The 16,352-nt window shown below is 75.4% G+C and carries 12 protein-coding genes; 8 read left to right on the top strand and 4 right to left on the bottom strand.

Annotated elements, in window-relative coordinates; genetic code table 11:
- Nucleotides 1-106: 106 nt before the first annotated feature.
- Nucleotides 107-1,531, bottom strand: coding sequence for a CCA tRNA nucleotidyltransferase (locus AC3D3D_RS08860; RefSeq protein ID WP_463662900.1), 1,425 nt, complete (start codon nt 1,529-1,531; stop codon nt 107-109).
- A gap of 149 nt (nt 1,532-1,680) precedes the next feature.
- Here AC3D3D_RS08860 and AC3D3D_RS08855 point away from each other — a divergent pair, with 149 nt between their 5' ends.
- The 8 genes from AC3D3D_RS08855 (at nt 1,681) to AC3D3D_RS08820 (ending at nt 14,155) form a co-directional block, all read left to right on the top strand.
- Entirely contained in the window at nt 1,681-2,187 is a 507-nt protein-coding gene (locus AC3D3D_RS08855) for an NUDIX hydrolase (protein ID WP_463662899.1), read from the top strand.
- Complete coding sequence (locus AC3D3D_RS08850) at nt 2,184-4,517, top strand: DUF6049 family protein (RefSeq protein ID WP_463662845.1); 2,334 nt, start codon at nt 2,184-2,186, stop codon at nt 4,515-4,517. The genes AC3D3D_RS08855 and AC3D3D_RS08850 overlap by 4 nt, the downstream gene beginning before the upstream one ends.
- Nucleotides 4,514-6,853 (top strand): murein biosynthesis integral membrane protein MurJ, encoded by a 2,340-nt coding sequence (gene murJ, locus AC3D3D_RS08845; protein ID WP_463662844.1) that lies wholly within the window; start codon nt 4,514-4,516, stop codon nt 6,851-6,853. Before AC3D3D_RS08850 ends, murJ begins: the two co-directional genes overlap by 4 nt.
- 198 nt (nt 6,854-7,051) lie before the next feature.
- The gene (locus AC3D3D_RS08840) at nt 7,052-10,072 is read left to right on the top strand and encodes a protein kinase family protein (RefSeq protein WP_463662843.1); all 3,021 of its coding nucleotides are present in this window, start codon (nt 7,052-7,054) and stop codon (nt 10,070-10,072) included.
- Between the two features lie 83 nt (nt 10,073-10,155).
- A complete protein-coding gene (gene trxB / locus AC3D3D_RS08835; protein WP_463662842.1) occupies nt 10,156-11,202 on the top strand; it encodes a thioredoxin-disulfide reductase in 1,047 nt (348 codons plus the stop codon).
- A gap of 4 nt (nt 11,203-11,206) precedes the next feature.
- Nucleotides 11,207-11,536 carry a thioredoxin family protein gene (locus tag AC3D3D_RS08830; RefSeq protein ID WP_463662841.1) on the top strand — a complete coding sequence of 110 codons (330 nt, stop codon included), beginning with the start codon at nt 11,207-11,209 and terminating at the stop codon, nt 11,534-11,536.
- Between the two features lie 192 nt (nt 11,537-11,728).
- The gene (locus tag AC3D3D_RS08825; protein ID WP_463662840.1) at nt 11,729-13,102 is read left to right on the top strand and encodes an aminotransferase-like domain-containing protein; all 1,374 of its coding nucleotides are present in this window, start codon (nt 11,729-11,731) and stop codon (nt 13,100-13,102) included.
- Between the two features lie 84 nt (nt 13,103-13,186).
- Nucleotides 13,187-14,155: a D-alanine--D-alanine ligase family protein gene (locus AC3D3D_RS08820; RefSeq protein WP_463662839.1), complete on the top strand. Its 969-nt coding sequence runs from the start codon at nt 13,187-13,189 to the stop codon at nt 14,153-14,155.
- A 152-nt stretch (nt 14,156-14,307) separates the two neighbouring features.
- On the opposite strand, the gene AC3D3D_RS08815 is transcribed toward AC3D3D_RS08820, so the two are convergent.
- The 3 genes from AC3D3D_RS08815 to AC3D3D_RS08805 all read right to left on the bottom strand — a co-directional run bounded on the left by AC3D3D_RS08815 (nt 14,308) and on the right by AC3D3D_RS08805 (nt 16,214).
- Nucleotides 14,308-14,757: an SRPBCC family protein gene (locus AC3D3D_RS08815; RefSeq protein ID WP_463662838.1), complete on the bottom strand. Its 450-nt coding sequence runs from the start codon at nt 14,755-14,757 to the stop codon at nt 14,308-14,310.
- Nucleotides 14,754-15,119, bottom strand: coding sequence for an ArsR/SmtB family transcription factor (locus AC3D3D_RS08810; protein WP_463662837.1), 366 nt, complete (start codon nt 15,117-15,119; stop codon nt 14,754-14,756). Before AC3D3D_RS08810 ends, AC3D3D_RS08815 begins: the two co-directional genes overlap by 4 nt.
- A gap of 114 nt (nt 15,120-15,233) precedes the next feature.
- Entirely contained in the window at nt 15,234-16,214 is a 981-nt protein-coding gene (locus tag AC3D3D_RS08805; RefSeq protein WP_463662836.1) for a ParB/RepB/Spo0J family partition protein, read from the bottom strand.
- Nucleotides 16,215-16,352: the final 138 nt, after the last annotated feature.

The following is a 16,352-nucleotide window of genomic DNA, read 5'->3' as shown; positions in this document are numbered from 1 at the left end:
CCTCGTTTCCTGACGGATCTGCCCGATCCGTCGTACGACCTAGGTCCCAGAAGGTGGGCAACGACACATCCGGCCGTGGCCGTCGTCGTGGGCTGCCCGCCGGTGGTCAGTCGCCGGCGTCCTGGCTCTCGGGCTGCTCGGCCCACCACGCCAGCAGGGCGGCCTCGGCGGCCTCGGGCTCCATCGGGCCGTGGTCCATGCGCAGGCCGAGCATGTGCTGATAGGCCCGGCCCACCAGCGGGCCCGGCGTGATGCCGAGCAGCTCCATGATCCTCCCGCCGTCGAGGTCGGGCCGGATGGCGGCCAGCTCCTCGGCCTCGGCGAGCTCGGCGATGCGGCGCTCGAGGTCGTCGTAGGCGTGGCTGAGCCGCGCGGCCTTGCGCCGGTTGCGGGTGGTGGAGTCGGCCCGGGTGAGCCGGTGCAGGCGCTCGAGCAGCGGACCGGCGTCGGTGACGTAGCGGCGCACCGCGGAGTCGGTCCACGCCCCGTCCCCGTAGCCGTGGAAGCGCAGGTGGAGCTCGACGAGCCGCGCGACGTCCTTGGTCGTCTGCTTGTCGAAGGTCAGGGCGCGCATCCGCCTCGCCGTCAGCTTGGCCCCGACGAGCTCGTGGTGGTGGAAGCTCACGCCCCCGCCCGGCTCGAAGCGGCGGGTGGCGGGCTTGCCGACGTCGTGCATGACGGCGGCCAGCCGCAGCACGAGGTCCGGGCCGGGCACGGGCCCGTCCGGGCCGGTCTCCAGGTCGATCGCCTGGTCGAGGACGGTGAGCGTGTGCTCGTAGACGTCCTTGTGCCGGCCGTGCTCGTCGACGGTCTCGCGCAGGAGGGCGAGCTCGGGCAGCACGACGTCGGCGACCCCGGTCTCGACCATGAGGCGCAGGCCCTCGCGCGGGTGGTCCCCCACGATCAGCCGCTCGAGCTCGGCGCGCACCCGCTCGGCGGAGACGATCTCCAGGCGCGCGGCCTGCGCGGTCATCGCCGCCCGCACGTCGTCGTCGACGGCGAGCCCGAGCTGGGACACGAACCGGGCGGCGCGCATGATCCGCAGCGGGTCGTCGTCGAAGGACTGCTCGGCGGTGACCGGCGTGCGCAGCAGACCGCGGACGAGGTCGCCGAGCCCGTCGTGCGGGTCGACGAGCGCGAGGTCGGGCAGCCGGACGGCCATGGCGTTGACGGTGAAGTCGCGCCGGGAGAGGTCGCCCTCGAGGGTGTCGCCGAAGGCGACGACGGGCTTACGCGAGCCCACCTCGTACTCGTCGGTGCGGTAGGTCGTCACCTCGACGTCGAGCCCGTCCCGGACGCCGCCGATGGTGCCGAACTCGCGGCCCATGTCCCAGGTCCGCGCCCCCCAGTCGCGCAGGATCGCCTCCGTGACCTCGGGGCGGGCGGAGGTGGCCAGGTCGATGTCCTTGGGCGCGAGCGCGAGGAAGGCGTCGCGCACGGGCCCGCCGACCAGCGAGATCTCCTCGCCGGCCGCGACGAAGCGGTCGGCCAGGTCGAGCACGGGTCGCGGGAGGTCGGCGAGCACCTTCATCGCCCGCACCTGGAGCGCGAGGTCGGCAGGGAGGTCGTCAGGCACCGACCAAGGGTGCCACGACGCCCCGCTCCCGCCCCCTCGGCGGCCCGCCCTCCGGCCCGGCCGCGCCGGAGTCTCTTAGAGTGGACCGCATGCCTGCGGCCCCGATCCCCCAGCCACGGGCGCCACGCCCGTTGCGGGTGCGGGCGCCCGGCTCACGCACCTCGCGCCTGCCCGTGGTCGACGAGACCTCGGCGGGCGGCGTCGTGGTCAAGGTCGCCGACGGCGTGGCCTACGTCGCGGTCATCGCCCGCCGCAACCGGGGCGGCCGCCTCGAGTGGTGCCTGCCCAAGGGGCACCTCGAGGGCGCGGAGACCGCCGAGCAGGCCGCCGTCCGTGAGATCGCCGAGGAGACCGGCATCGACGGCCGGATCCTCCTCCACCTGGGCACCATCGACTACTGGTTCGCCGGGACCGACCGACGCGTCCACAAGGTGGTGCACCACTACCTCCTCGAGGCGACGGGCGGCTCGCTGACCATCGAGAACGACCCCGACCAGGAGGCGGAGCAGGTGGCGTGGGTGCGTCTGGACAAGGTCGCGTCGCGGCTCGCCTACCCCAACGAGCGACGCGTGGTCGCCACAGCGCGGGACGTGCTGGCCGGCCGGGCATGACCTTCACCGCGCCGCGTGGACGCGTCGCGACGGCCCTGGTCGCGTGTGCGCTCGTGGCGCTCCCGGCGGCCGCGGCCCCCGCCACCGACGCCGTCACCTCCACCCTGCGCACCGAGGAGGAGGGCGACCCGCCCCCGGTCGACGTCGAGGACGTCGCCCCCGCCGTCCTGGCCGGCGAGGACGACCTCACGCTCACCGTCACCGTCCACGCGGACGAGGCGATCGACGAGGGCACCGTCGCGGTGGCGATGAACCCCGCCATCCCCATCTCCCGCTCGGTGCTCGCGGCCTGGCAGTCCGGCACCGACCCGGCCGGACTGCCCGAGATCGTCACGGAGCCGGTCGAGGACCTCGCGGCGGGCGAGAGCCGCACCCTCGAGGTCGAGGTCACCGCCGAGGAGCTCCGGCTGGCCGGTGCGGAGTGGGGACCGCGCGGGATCGAGGTCCTCCTCCGCGACGACGGCGAGGTCCTCGGCACCACCCGGACGGTCGTGGTCTGGGACGCCCCCGCGGAGTCCCTCGAACCGCTGCCCGTCTCCCTGCTCGTGCCCGCCACCGCGACGTCGATCGACCTGCCCGGGCTCGTCCCGGGCCTGGGTCCGCACGCGGAGCAGCCCGACGGCGCACCGGCCGGCGCGACGCAGCCGGACACCACCGGCGGCGGGGACGACGCCGACGACGGCACCGGCACGCCGGCGGAGCCGCCCTCCGCCGGACCCGAGACCCCCACCGACGGCGAGGGGTCCGCCCCCACGGACGAGACCGACCTCCTCGACGCGGCCGCCGACCCGGACGGCGCCGCGGTCGCGGCGCTCGCCGAGGCGGTGGCCGGCACCGGCGCCACCCTCGTCCTCGATCCCCTCCTCCTCGACGGCACCGCCGACGTCGGGGCGACCGAGCTGCCCGCGCTCGCCGACGAGGACCGCCTCCTGGCCCTGCCCAGCGGCGACGCCGACCTCGCCGCGCTCGCCCACCTCGGCCGCGAGGACCTGGCCCGCCGCCTCACCGAGGACGCCGCCGCGCGCACCTCCACCCTGAGCGGCACTGACGTCCCGGTCCTGGCCTGGCCCGCCGCCGAGGAGCCGGACACCGACACCGTGGCGCTCGCCGCCGACGTCGGCACCGACCTCACCCTGCTGCCGGGCGAGGCCGTGCCGGCCGAGGACGGCCTGACCTACACCACCGCCGGGCGCGCGGAGATCGCCCTGCCCGGTACCGCCGACACCCAGGTCCTGCTCACCGAGGAGCGGGCGAGCGCCCTGCTCGACTCCACCCTCACCGCCTGGGGCGCCGGCGAGGAATCCGCCCTCACCGACCTCCAGGCCCGGCAGATGCTGCTGGCCGACCTCGCCGTCGTCTTCCGCGAGCGCCCCAGCGACCCCCGGCCCCTCGTGCTGTCCTACGACCGGTTCACCGACGTCGACCCGGACGCCGTCGCCGAGCTCGCCGAGGCCCTCGCCGAGGCGCCCTGGGTCGACCTCGTCCCGCCCGCGGACCTCGCCGCCGGGCCGGTCGACTCGCTGGAGCCGGCGGACCTGGACCGGCGCGTGGTCGAGCCGGGGGAGGTCACCGCCGCGGACCTCGCCCGGGCGGAGGAGACCGAGCAGCTGGCCGAGACGGTGGCGACGATGACCCCCACCCCTCCCCCGCTCGTCCACGGCGCGGCACTCGCGGTGCGCACCTCGGTGGCCGCGGGCTGGCGCGAGGACCCCGCCGGACGCACGGCCCTCGTCACCGGCTGGAGCAGCAGGCTCACCGCCGCCACCGACGCGGTGCGCCCGACCCCGACCTCCCCCATCAACCTCATCGCCTCCTCGGCGGACCTGCCCGTGCGGGTGACGAACGACGGCGAGTTCGACGCGCGGGTGAGCGTCGTCGTCGATCCCGACGACCCGCGGCTGCGGGCTCCCGAGCCGGTCGAGCTCGTCGTCCCCGCGGGCGGGGAGGCCACCGCGCAGGTCGCGGTCTCGGCGATCGGCTCGGGGGACCTGCCCGTCGAGGTCCGCCTCGAGTCGCCCCAGGGACGGCAGATCGGCGCCTCGGCCACCATCGTCGTGCGCGTGCGCGCGGGCTGGGAGGGCCTCGGTGTCTCGATCGCCGGCGGGGCGCTGGCCCTGCTCGTCGTCGTCGGGCTCGTGCGCCGGATCCGGCGCGGCGTGCGCGTGCCCACCGGGGACGCGACCCCGGTCATCGCCGGCGACCCCGGCGCGCCGACGGTCCACGTCACCTCCGAGGAGTCGGCCGTCACCGACGATGGTCCGGCCGCACCCCGGGGTGGGGCCGACCGGGGAGGGCCCCCGGGGACCGGGACCGAGGAGGACCCACGATGAGCGGACGTCGCGGCCTGGCCGGCTCGTCGGTGACGATGTTCGCGGGCACCCTCGTCTCGCGCGTGCTCGGCCTCGTCAAGGGCCCGGTCCTGCTGGTCGCCGTCCTGGGGGCCAACACCGGCGCCTCGAACGCCTTCGACGTGGCGAACCGGCTGCCCAACCTCATCTACCTGCTGGTGGCCGGCGGCGTGCTCAACGCCGTGCTCGTGCCCCAGATCGTCCGCGCGATGACCAAGGACGAGGACGGTGGCGACGACTACGTCTCGCGGCTGCTCACCGCCATCACCCTGGGGCTGGCGGGACTGACGGCGGTGCTCACCCTGGCGGCGCCGCTGCTCGTGCGGCTCTTCGCGTTCGGGATGGCCGACCCCTGGTACACGATGTCGGTCACCTTCGCCTACTGGTGCATCCCCCAGCTGTTCTTCTACGGGATGTACACGCTGCTGGGGCAGGTCCTCAACGCGCGCGGCATCTTCGGGCCCTACACCTGGGCACCGGTCGTCAACAACATCGTGGCGATCATCGGCCTCGTGGTCTTCCTCGGGCTGCACGGCTCGGTCGCCGACCTCAGCGCCGCCGAGGCCGCGGACTGGACCCAGGACCGGACGGTGCTGCTGGCCGGCACCGCGACGGCGGGGGTGGCCGCCCAGGCGCTCGTGCTGCTGTGGCCGCTGCGCCGGGCCGGCGTGCGGCTGCGGCCCCGGTTCGGCTTCCGCGGGCGCGGCCTCGGCTCGGCCACCTCGACGGCGATGTGGGTCTTCGCCGCCCTGGTCGTCGGTCAGGCGGCCACCCTGGCGATCTCCAACGTGGCCGCCGCCGCCTCGGCGGCCGGCGACTACGCCATCGACGTGCCCGGCAACGCCGCCTACACCAACGCCTACTTCCTCTACTCGCTGCCCACCTCGCTCATCGTCGTCTCGCTCATCACCGCCCTGTTCACCCGGATGGCGACCAACGCGACCACCCACGACCTCGACGCCGTGCGCGCCGACCTCTCGCTCGGGCTGCGGGTGGTCGGCCTGTTCACCGTCTTCTGCGCCGGCGGCCTCATGGTGCTCGCCCTGCCGATCGTCCGGGTCATCACCCCGGCGGCCGCCTTCGTCGAGGTCCGCTCGATCGCGATGGTGCTGGTGGCGATGCTGCTCGGCCTGGTCGGCGTGGGCGCCTTCACCGTGATCCAGCGCGTCTACTACGCCTTCGAGGACGCCCGGCGGCTGTTCTTCCTCCAGCTCCCGCTCACGGCGATCGTCGTGGTGGGGGCGCTGGCCTCCACGCTGCTCCCACCGCGGTGGGTGCTCGTCGGCGCGTGCGTGGCGATGGCCGCGGGCAACGTCGTCGGCGCCGCCCTGGCGTTCCTCGGTCTGCGTCCCCGCCTCGGCTCGACCGACGGCGGGCGGGTGGTCCGCGCGCACGTGCGGATCTCCGTGGCCGCCGCGGTCCCGATCCTCGCCGGCTGGGGCCTGCTCACGCTGCTGGGTACCGACGAGGCCGACCTGACCGTGCTCGGTGCGCTCGTGCGGCTCCTCGTGGTCGGGCTCGGCATGGTGCTCGGCTACTTCGTCGTGCTGCGGGCGCTGCGGGTGCCCGAGCTGGAGGTCGTCGCGGTCCCGATGGGGAACATGACCGCCTCGGTGGCGCGTCGGCTGCCCGGTCCGCTGCGCGCGGCGGGGATGTGGGCGGCGCGGGTGCTCAACCCCCGCCTCAGCTCGGCCGGTGGTCCGGGGGCGGGTGGGCCGGGCGCGGGCGGCGTCGGCACCATGGAGCGGCCCGACGGCGCACCCCACGCCCCGTCCGGCGGTGCCGGCGCGGCGGGCCCGACGCCCGGGCACCGGTCCGCGGGGCAGCACCCGGCCGGGCCGGCGGACCCCGGGAACGATTCCGAGGCGGAGCCGCTGTGGGCGCGCCCCGCCCCCGGCGCGCACCCGGCCGACGACGCCGTCGACGCCTCGCGGGACCTGCCCTGGGCGCCGCACATCGAGGCCGCCTGGGAGCCCGTGTGGAACCCCGGCCGCCGGACCCGTCGCGCGGCGGACGACGCCGAGGCACGGGGCGCCGGTCGCCCCGCCGACGGAACGGGCGCCGGTAGCCCCGCCGGTGCGGACGACACGCCCCGGCCGGTGCCCCCGGCGCCGGCCCCGACGCCCGGTGACCTCGCCGAGCTGCCCGTCGACGACCTCGGCGTCGGGCCCGACGACACGGTGGTGCGACCGGTGCGCGACCCGCAGCGCCGGCACACCCCGCGGCACGTGCGCAAGCCTGAGGAGCCCGGGCCGCGGCCGGATGGGGACGCCGGCCCGCCCGGACCCGCAGAGCCACCCGGTCCGCCGCACCGGTGAGCCGAACCGGTGTGGGACCCTGCGGCAACTAGACTCGCGCACGATCGTGAACCGTGCGCCGAGCGCACCGACCGAGGGGGAGACCTGGACAGGAACCAGGGCACCGCGCCGGGCCCGCTGCTAGCGGGTCGGTACGCGCTGGGTCATGCCCTGGGCGACGCGGGTCCCGGTGCCACGCGCTACGCCGCGCAGGACACCGTGCTCGAGCGTCCCGTCGAGGTGCTGCTGCTCGACCCCGCCCTGCCCACCACGGAGGAGGCCCTCGACGCCGCGCGCCGCGCCTCCCTCGTCGACGACCACCGCCTGCGCCGCATCTACGAGGTGGCCTCCGACGGCGGCACGGCCTTCGTCGTCGGGGAGCCCGCCGGGGGGACGACGCTGGCGGACTACGCCGGCCGCGGCCCGGTCGAGCCCGAGCAGGCCCGCGCCATCATCGGCGAGGCGGCCGCCGCGCTGGAGGCCGCGCGTCGGCACGGCGTGCGGCACCTCGCGCTCGACGCCCGGTCGGTGCGCGTCACCGACGACGGCGAGGTCATGGTCACCGGCACGGGCATCGCGAACGCCCTGGGGGCGAACCTCGTGCTCACCCCGGCCCGCGCGTCCCGCAAGGACGCCGGCGACCTCGTCGAGCTGCTCTACCTGGCCCTGACCGGACGGGCGGCGGGCAACAAGGACGGGGCGCCGCCGCCCCCGCCGAGCGCGGTGGCCGAGCGGATCCCGCACGACCTCGACGACCTGTGCGTGCGCACGCTCGACGAGGGCATCGGCCCCTCGAGCGCCGGCGACCTGTTCCACACCCTCGCCCCGTGGGGGGACATCGAGCCCCCGCCGCGCACCGGCCGCCGGACGGGCACGCCCCAGGGCGCTCCCCCGCCGCCGCCCCCGGCTCCCGGTCCGGGTGACGCCGGTGCTGGTGCTGGTGCTGGTGCTGGTGCTGGTGCTGGTGCTGGCGACGCTCCATCGGGTCCCGGCACCGCGGGCGACGGCACGACGTCCGACGGCGCGGTGGCGGCTCCCGCGGCCGCCACCGGTCGTCGCGCGACCCCGCGTCGTGGGAGGCGCGCGACCCGCGAGGCAGGGCCTCGCGGTGGCACTCCGTCCGGCCCCGTCCTGGCGGCCGGTGCGGGCGTGGTGGCCGGCGCAGGTGCGTCGGCGGGTGCCGCCGCCCCAGGTGGTGCGGGCGGCCCGGCAGGGACCGGCGCGCCCGGGATCCGCCCCGCCGGACCGTCGACGCCCTCGGCGTCCTCCGCCCCTCCCCCGCCGCTCTCGGACGAGACCGAGGAGATCTCGGCCGTCCGTGACGAGCCCGCCACCCCGACCGCGCAGGCCGGACAGGGCGACGGGCAGCGCCCGTCAACGCTGGGTGGGCGGCTGCGTCGTCGACCGGTCCCGCCCATGATCCCGCCGACCGACGCCGGGGCCGACTCGTCCGCGCCCACCGGCGCCGGGACCGACGCCTCCGCACCCACTTCCTCGGACGACGCCGCGACCTCCTCCTCGGCGCCCGCGACCACGACCTCCGGCGCCGCCGGACCAGACCCGTCATCCGCCCCGCCGTCGGACACCACGTCGCCGGGCACCCCGGCATCAGACGCCCCGGCATCAGACGTCCCGGCGTCGGACACCGCGCCGTCGGACACCGCGCCGTCGGGGACCGCGTCGCCCGACACCTCCCCCTCGGGCGCCGCGGCTGCGGCCGGAGCCGTCGCGGCGGGCGCCGCCGGCGGCGCCGCAGCGATGGCCGCCGGGGCCGGGCGTCCGGCAGGAGCCGGCGGCCCCCACGAGGCCGGCCACCCCGACGGCGGCGGTCCGACCCACCCCGGCGACCGCACCCCCGGACCGGGCCACGCGCCCGACCACCAGGACGCGCCGGCCGAGGACCCCCTGGCCCACGTGCTCCCGAACCAGACCTCGGCGCGGCTGGACGCCCTGCGGCGCCGCGTCGTCGGTGGCGCCCGCCCGCCCGTGCGCCGCGCGCGCGTGGCCCCGGCCCACCTGCCGCTGCCCGATCCCGACGCTCCCGCCGCGCCGTCGGCGGGGGGCACCGGTGCGGCTGCCGGAGCCGGCGTCGCCGCAGGTGCAGGGCGCGGTCCGGACGCCGGTCGCGGTACCGGCGCAGGCGCGGGCACAACAGCCGGCGAGGGCGCAGACGCAGGCACGACCGCCGGTGACGCCGCGGGCACGGGCGCAACCGCCGGTCGCACAGCCGGCGCGGGCGCCGGATCCGGTGCCGGCGCAGGTGCCGGCTCCGGCGCCGGCGCCAAGGTCTCCGCGGCCGCCGCAGCCGCGGCCGCCGGGATCGGCAGCGCCGGCTCCTCGATCAGCCGGTCCGCGCGCCGGGCGCGCTCCTCGATCGGCGAGCGCCTCGGCAACCCCGGACGGCTGAGCGAGGAGGAGGCCGCCGAGCAGCCGCTCGACGTGCCCTACGCCGCCCAGGACGCCGGCGGCACCGCAGGCGGCGCGGCGTCGTCGTCGGACCGGGGCCGCACGACGGGGGCGACGGCCGCCTACCGCCCGACCGGCAGCCTCGAGGAGGACCGCGGTCCCCTGATGGACGACCGCGTCCCGGGCCGGGAGGTCGGGCCCGGCACGGTCGACCCCATGCCCTGGGTGGTCGTCCTGTTCACCATCCTCCTGCTGCTCGGCGGCTGGTGGGCGGCGAGCACGCTGTTCACGCCCACGACCGCCGTCGAGCTCCCGAGCGAGTCGCCCCCGCCACCGGCGGCGGCACCCGACGACACCGAGGAGACCACCACCGCGGCCCCGGCGGACGACGAGCTCCCGGCGCCCACGCTCGACCGCACCGAGCTCGTCGACCCCGAGGGCGGCGGCACGGACAACGCCGACACCGCCCCGCTGGCCGCCGACGGCGACGTCGACACCTACTGGCGCACGCTGTCCTACCAGGCGCCCGACTTCGGGGTGAAGTCCGGCACCGGCCTGCTCGTGTGGCTCACCGAGATCAGCGCGGTCAGCGGCATCACGCTCGACACCTTCGCCGACGGCGCGGGCGGCCACGTCGAGATCCGCGTCTCCGACCCGGCCACCCCCGGCGAGGGCGAGCTCCTGGCCGAGGGCCCCTTCGAGGAGGGGCCGACCGAGTTCACCTGGGAGGAGCCGGTCTCCACCGCCCACCTCATCGTCTGGATCACCGAGCTGCCCACCGCCGGCAGCGACGGCGCCAACCGCGCGGAGATCGCGGAGATCACCGTCCAGTAGCACCGGGCCCAGCCCGGGCACGGAACATCCCGGGCACGACCGGTGTTCACCCGACCGCACCCACCACCGTCCCGAGGAGAGTCATGACCGCCAGCGCCGCCGACAGGATCCACGACGTCGTGGTGGTGGGCTCCGGCCCCGCCGGCTGGACCGCCGCGATCTACGCGGCGCGCGCCGACCTCGCACCGCTGGTCATCGCCGGCCAGATCGACGCGGGCGGCGCCCTGATGACGACCACCGAGGTCGAGAACTTCCCCGGGTTCCCCGAGGGCGTCATGGGTCCCGACCTCATGGCGAAGATGCAGGCGCAGGCCGAGCGCTTCGGCGCCGAGGTTCTCTACGAGGACGTCGTCGCCGCCGACCTGACCGGTGACGTCAAGACCCTCACCACCGACGACGCCACCTACCGCGCCCGCTCGGTCATCCTCGCCCTGGGCAGCGCCTACAAGCACATCGGCCTGGAGAAGGAGGACGCGTTCTCCGGTCGCGGCGTCTCCTACTGCGCCACCTGCGACGGCTTCTTCTTCAAGGAGCAGCACATCGCCGTCGTCGGCGGTGGCGACTCGGCCGCGACCGAGGCCCTGTTCCTCACCAAGTTCGCCGACAAGGTGACGATGATCCACCGCCGTGACGAGCTGCGCGCCTCGAAGGTCATGGCCGACCGCGTCCTGGCCCACCCCAAGATCCAGATGGCCTGGAACAGCGAGGTCGCCGAGATCAACGGCGAGCAGAAGCTGGAGTCGCTCACCGTGCGCGACTCCGTCGACGGCACCACCCGCGACCTGCCGGTGACCGGCATGTTCGTCGCCATCGGGCACCTGCCGCGCACCGACGTCGTCAAGGGTCAGGTCGACCTCGACGCGGACGGCTACATCGTGGTCCAGCACCCCACCACGCAGACCAACCTGCCGGGCGTGTTCGCGTGCGGCGACGCCGTCGACCACATCTACCGCCAGGCCATCACCGCCGCCGGCACCGGCTGCTCCGCGGCCCTGGACGCCGAGCGCTACCTCGCCGACCTCGCCGACGGGACCGTGTCCGCCGGGGCCAGCGAGGCCGAGGCCGAGGCCGTCACCGACGCCTCCCCCGCCGCCCAGGCGGTCGGGTCCCCGACGCCGGTCACCGCCTGATCCCGTGCACGTCGAGGTCGTCGACGCCGACGGGCTCGACGACGCCCTGACCGGGGGCGGCGTCGTGCTCGTCGACTTCCTCGCGCCGTGGTCGGGCCAGTGCCGCCTCATGGCACCGGTCCTCGAGGAGATCGCCGCCGCGCGACGCCAGGTGCGGGTCGTGTCCGTCGACGTCGAGGAGCACCCGGAGCTGGCCCGTGCCTGGGACGTGGCCACGGTCCCGAGCTACCACCTGGTCGTCGACGGCACCGGCGCGCGCACCCTCGTGGGCGCGCAGACCAAGCCGGACATGCTGGCCGCCGTCGACGAGGCGCTCGCGGCCGACGTCGGCTGACCGGCCCAGCGCCGTCTGACCGGCCCCGTGCTGTCCGGACGGCCGCGCACGGACGTACCGACACGCCCGGCCCGCCGATCGCCGTCGGTCCGGCACCGGTCCGCCGGACCGCGATCCCTGCGCGGGCGCGGCCGCCCGCGGTGGCACACTGGCCTCTCCGCGCACCAGCGCACCCACGACGAGGAGCAGGCGATGAGCACCACGGGAAGCCAGGACGGCCAGGTCGAGCAGCAGGGGCGCCCCGCGGCCGCCGCCACCGCTGCCGCCGCCGGCACCCGGCTCGACCCGTGGATCGGCAGCTACGCCGGCCGCGCCCACCACCTGCGCGCCTCCGAGGTCCGCTCGCTGTTCGCCGTCGCCAACCGCCCAGAGGTGGTCTCCCTCGCCGGCGGGATGCCCAACATCGAGGACCTCCCGCTGGGCCGCCTCGGCGAGATGATCGGCCGCATCGTCTCCGAGACGGGCACCCGTGCGCTGCAGTACGGCGGCGGCCAGGGCGAGGAGGAGCTGCGCGAGCAGATCGTCGAGGTCATGCGCCTCGAGCACCTCCACGCCCACCCCGACGACGTCGTCGTCACCACCGGCTCGCAGCAGGCCCTCGACCTGGTCACCGGGATCTTCGTCGATCCCGGGGACGTCGTGGTGGCCGAGGCGCCGAGCTACGTGGGCGCCCTGGGGGTGTTCCGCAGCTATCAGGCCGACATCGTCCAGGTCCCGATCGACGAGCACGGCCTCGTGCCCGAGGAGCTCGAGCGGGTCCTCACCGACCTGGGGCGCACGGGCCGGCGAGTCAAGCTGCTCTACACGGTCCCGAACTACCAGAACCCCGGCGGGGTGACGATCGCCCTCGAGCGGCGGCCGCGGATCGTGGAGATCGCCCGGCGCCACGGGGTGCTCGTCCTCGAGGACAACCCCTACGGCTTGCTCGGCTTCGACGGCGACCCGCTGCCGAGCCTGAAGTCCTTCGACCCCGACGGCGTGGTCTACCTCGGTTCCTTCTCCAAGACCTTCGCGCCCGGCCTGCGCGTGGGCTGGGCCTACGCGCCGCTGGCCGTGCGCGAGAAGCTCGTCCTGGCGGCCGAGTCGGCGATCCTCTCGCCGTCGGTCATCAACCAGATGATCGTCACCCGCTACCTGCAGGAGTTCGGCTGGTACGGGCAGGTCAAGGAGTTCCGCTCGATGTACCTCGAGCGGCGCGACGCGATGCTCGCCGCGCTCGGCGAGCACCTGCCGGACCTGAGCTGGACGGTGCCCTCGGGCGGGTTCTTCACCTGGTTGACGCTGCCGCCGGGCCTCGACGCGAAGGCCATGCTGCCGCGGGCGGTGACCAACCGGGTCGCGTACACCTCGGGCACCGCCTTCTTCGCCGACGGCACGGGTCAGGACCACGTCCGGCTCTCCTTCTGCTTCCCGACGCCGACGCGCATCCGTGAGGGCGTGCGCCGCCTCGCGGACGTGGTCCGAGCGGAGGCCGAGCTGGTGGAGATGTTCGGGACCTCGACGGCCGTACCCGATCACACCCGCCGCGCCGGGGGCATCGACTCCCCCGGCCCCGACGCCAGCTGACCAGCCCGGGCAGCGCCCGGGAGATCCACCGCCCCACCGGAAGCGACGCCGGTCCACGTGACCGCGAGGAACGAGGAGCACCAGATGGCCGACACCGAGGAACTGACGGTCGCCGTCGTCAGCGGCGGTCTCACCCACGAGCGAGACGTCTCGATCCGCTCCGGCCGGCGCGTGGGCGGGGCGCTGCGCTCGGGCGGCGCCCGGGTGGAGATCCTCGACCTGGACTCCGGGCTCATCGACCGGCTCACCGAGATCTCCCCCGACGTCGTCTGGCCCCTCGTGCACGGCGCCGAGGGTGAGGACGGCTCGCTGCAGGACCTGCTGGCCGTGCTGGGGCTACCGTTCGTGGGCTCGACGGCCGCCGGTGCCCGGCTGGCCTCGGACAAGCCGGTGTCCAAGGCGGTGCTCGAGCACGCGGGGGTCGACACCCCGGCCGGCGTCGCGCTGCCGCAGTCGTTGTTCCGTGAGGTCGGGTCGCGGAAGGTCCTCGACGCGGTCGTCGAGCGGCTGGGGCTGCCGCTGGCCGTCAAGCCGGCCAGCGGCGGCTCCGCGCTCGGGGTGACCATCGTCGAGGACCGGGCCGCGCTGCCGTCGGCGATGGTGGCCTGCTTCGCCTACGAGCCGCGCGCGCTCATCGAGCGCGCCGTGGCCGGTGTCGAGGTCGCCGTCTCGGTGGTCGACCTCGGCGACGGTCCGGTGGCGCTGCCGGCGGTGGAGATCGAGACCGAGGGGCCCTACGACTTCGACGCCCGGTACAACCCGGGGCGCGCGCAGTTCTTCACCCCGGCGCGTCTGACGGGCGAGGTCGGTGCCGCGGCCGCCCAGGTGGCCACGACCGTGCACCGGGCCCTCGGCCTGCGCGACCTCTCGCGCGTGGACCTCATCGTCGACACCGACGGGCGGCCGTGGGTGCTCGACATCAACGTCGCCCCGGGGATGACCGAGACCTCTCTGCTCCCGCAGGCTGCCGCCCAGGGCCCGATGACGGCCGAGCAGCTCTACATCGCCCTCGCCCGGCGGGCCAAGGACCGCGGGGCGGTCGCGCTCGTCTGAGCCCGACGGGGCGGGAGACCACGCGCGTGCGCGGCCTCCCGACCGGTCCTTGTTGGCTGGGGAACGACGCACCTCTTTCCGGCGTCGTCCCTGGTCCTAGGGCTGACTAGTGCCGTACTGACCTGGACGTGCCGACCCCGACGTCGGTGCTTTCAGCCGGCGAGCGTGCGCTCGAGGACGTCGAACGCGGAGGCCCAGCCGTCGTGGGTCGACTCGTCGGTGCCCCGGTCGTCGGGCAGGCGTTCCATGCGGAAGGTCATCTCGGTGCGCCCGCCGGGCAGCTCGCGCAGGTCGACGGTCGCCACCGGCACGTCGTCGCCCCGGGGGTCGTCCGGCTCGCCCCAGGTGAACCTCAGTCGCTCGGGTTCACGCACCTCCAGGTAGGTCCCCGCGGTCGGCCACTCGCCGACGCCCTCGAGGCGCATCGTGTAGGCGTACCCGCCCCCGACGCGCAGGTCGATGCTCACGGACTCGCGCGGTGTCTCGACGCCGTCGGGGTGCCACCACGTCGCCGCGACGTCGGGATCGGTCCAGGCGCGCCACACATCGGCGATCGGCGCCTCGACGGTACGGGTGATCGTGTATCCGGTCGGTTCGGTCATGGTGCCCTCTCCTTGTCCGTGTCTCCTGCGTCCCGCTCACCCCGCATGGCGGCGAGCCGGTCGTCGAGGCGGTCGAACCGCTCCTCCCACACCGCCCGGTTGCGCTCGACCCAGGCGGTCGCCTCGTCGAGCCCCTCGGGACGCAGGCTGCACAGGCGCCACTGCGCGCGCACCGTGCGTTCGATGAGTCCGGCGTGCTCGAGTACCCGCAGGTGTTGGGAGATCGCCGGCCTGCTCATGGCGTGCGGGGCGGCGAGGTCGCCGACCGTGGCTGTTCCGTGCCCGAGCTGTTCGAGCATGGCCCGACGCGTGGGGTCCGCCAGCGCGGCGAACACCCGGCTGAGGTCGTCGTCGGCAGCCATGACGCCATCTCCTTACATAAGCAGTTCCTTAACCTTGCGCGCGCGGGCCGGCGGTGTCAAGGGTTGTGCCACATCGCTGCCCCGGTCCGACCGGAGGCAGCGAGGCGCGTCGCGCTACTCGGCGTCGACCTGCTCGCCGGGGACGAGGGTGGCCAGGATCCGGTCGAGGTCCTCCACGGAGGCAAAGTCGACCGTGATGCGACCCTTGCGCTGGCCCATCGCCACCTTCACCCGGGTGTCGAGGCGGTCCGAGAGCCGGGTGGCGAGCCGGTCGAGCTGCTCGGCGTGCGCCGAGGGCGCCCGACGACGACGCATCTCCGGTCTCCCGGGCCCCTCCCCCATCGCGACCGCCTCCTCTGTGGCCCGTACGGAGAGCCCCTCGGCGACGATGCGCTGAGCGAGTCGTTCCATCGCGGCCCCGTCCTCCAGGCCGAGCAGCGCACGGGCGTGCCCCGCGGAGAGCACGCCGGCGGCGACCCGACGCTGGACGAGGGCGGGGAGGTTGAGCAGGCGCAGGGTGTTGGAGATCTGCGGGCGCGAACGCGCGATCCGGCGGGCGAGCTCGTCGTGGGTGCCGCCGAAGTCGTCGAGGAGCTGCTGGTAGGCGGCCGCCTCCTCGAGCGGGTTGAGCTGTGCGCGATGCAGGTTCTCGAGCAGTGCGTCCCGCAGGAGGTCGGTGTCCTCGGTCTCGCGCACGACCGCCGGGATGACGTCCAGGCCGGCCTGCCTCGACGCGCGCAAGCGTCGCTCGCCCATGACGAGCTCGTACCGCGCTCCTTCGACGACGCGCGGGTCCTCGGCGCGGACGGGACGGACCACCACGGGCTGGAGGACGCCGAGCTCGCGGATCGAGGCGGCCAGCTCGTCCAGCTCGTCCTCGTCGAACACCTGTCTGGGCTGCTTCGCGTTGGCGACGATCGTCGAGATCTCCACCTCGGCATAGGTCGCGCCGGGCACGGGGCGGAGGCCGTCGATGTCCGCAGAAGGATCCGTGGAGGGTGCAGTGGTGGGAGTCGTTCCCGAGGTCCCCGGCGCGACGTCGACGCCGTTGGCGCCGGACTCGGCGGGGTCCGCCGTCGTCGGTTGCACATCCATCGCGGAAGCCGGAGCCACCTCGGGCGCAACGGGCGTCGTCGACGCGGTACGCGGCTGGTCCTGCTGGGAACCATCGACGGCCGTACCCTCCGACGGCGCGTCGACGGTCGACGAGGTACCGGTGTCGACTTCTGCATG

It is taken from the genome of Georgenia sp. X1117, assembly GCF_057784635.1.
The sequence above is the reverse complement of the archived record's forward strand: the minus strand, read 5'-3'. Positions and strand labels throughout refer to the sequence as shown.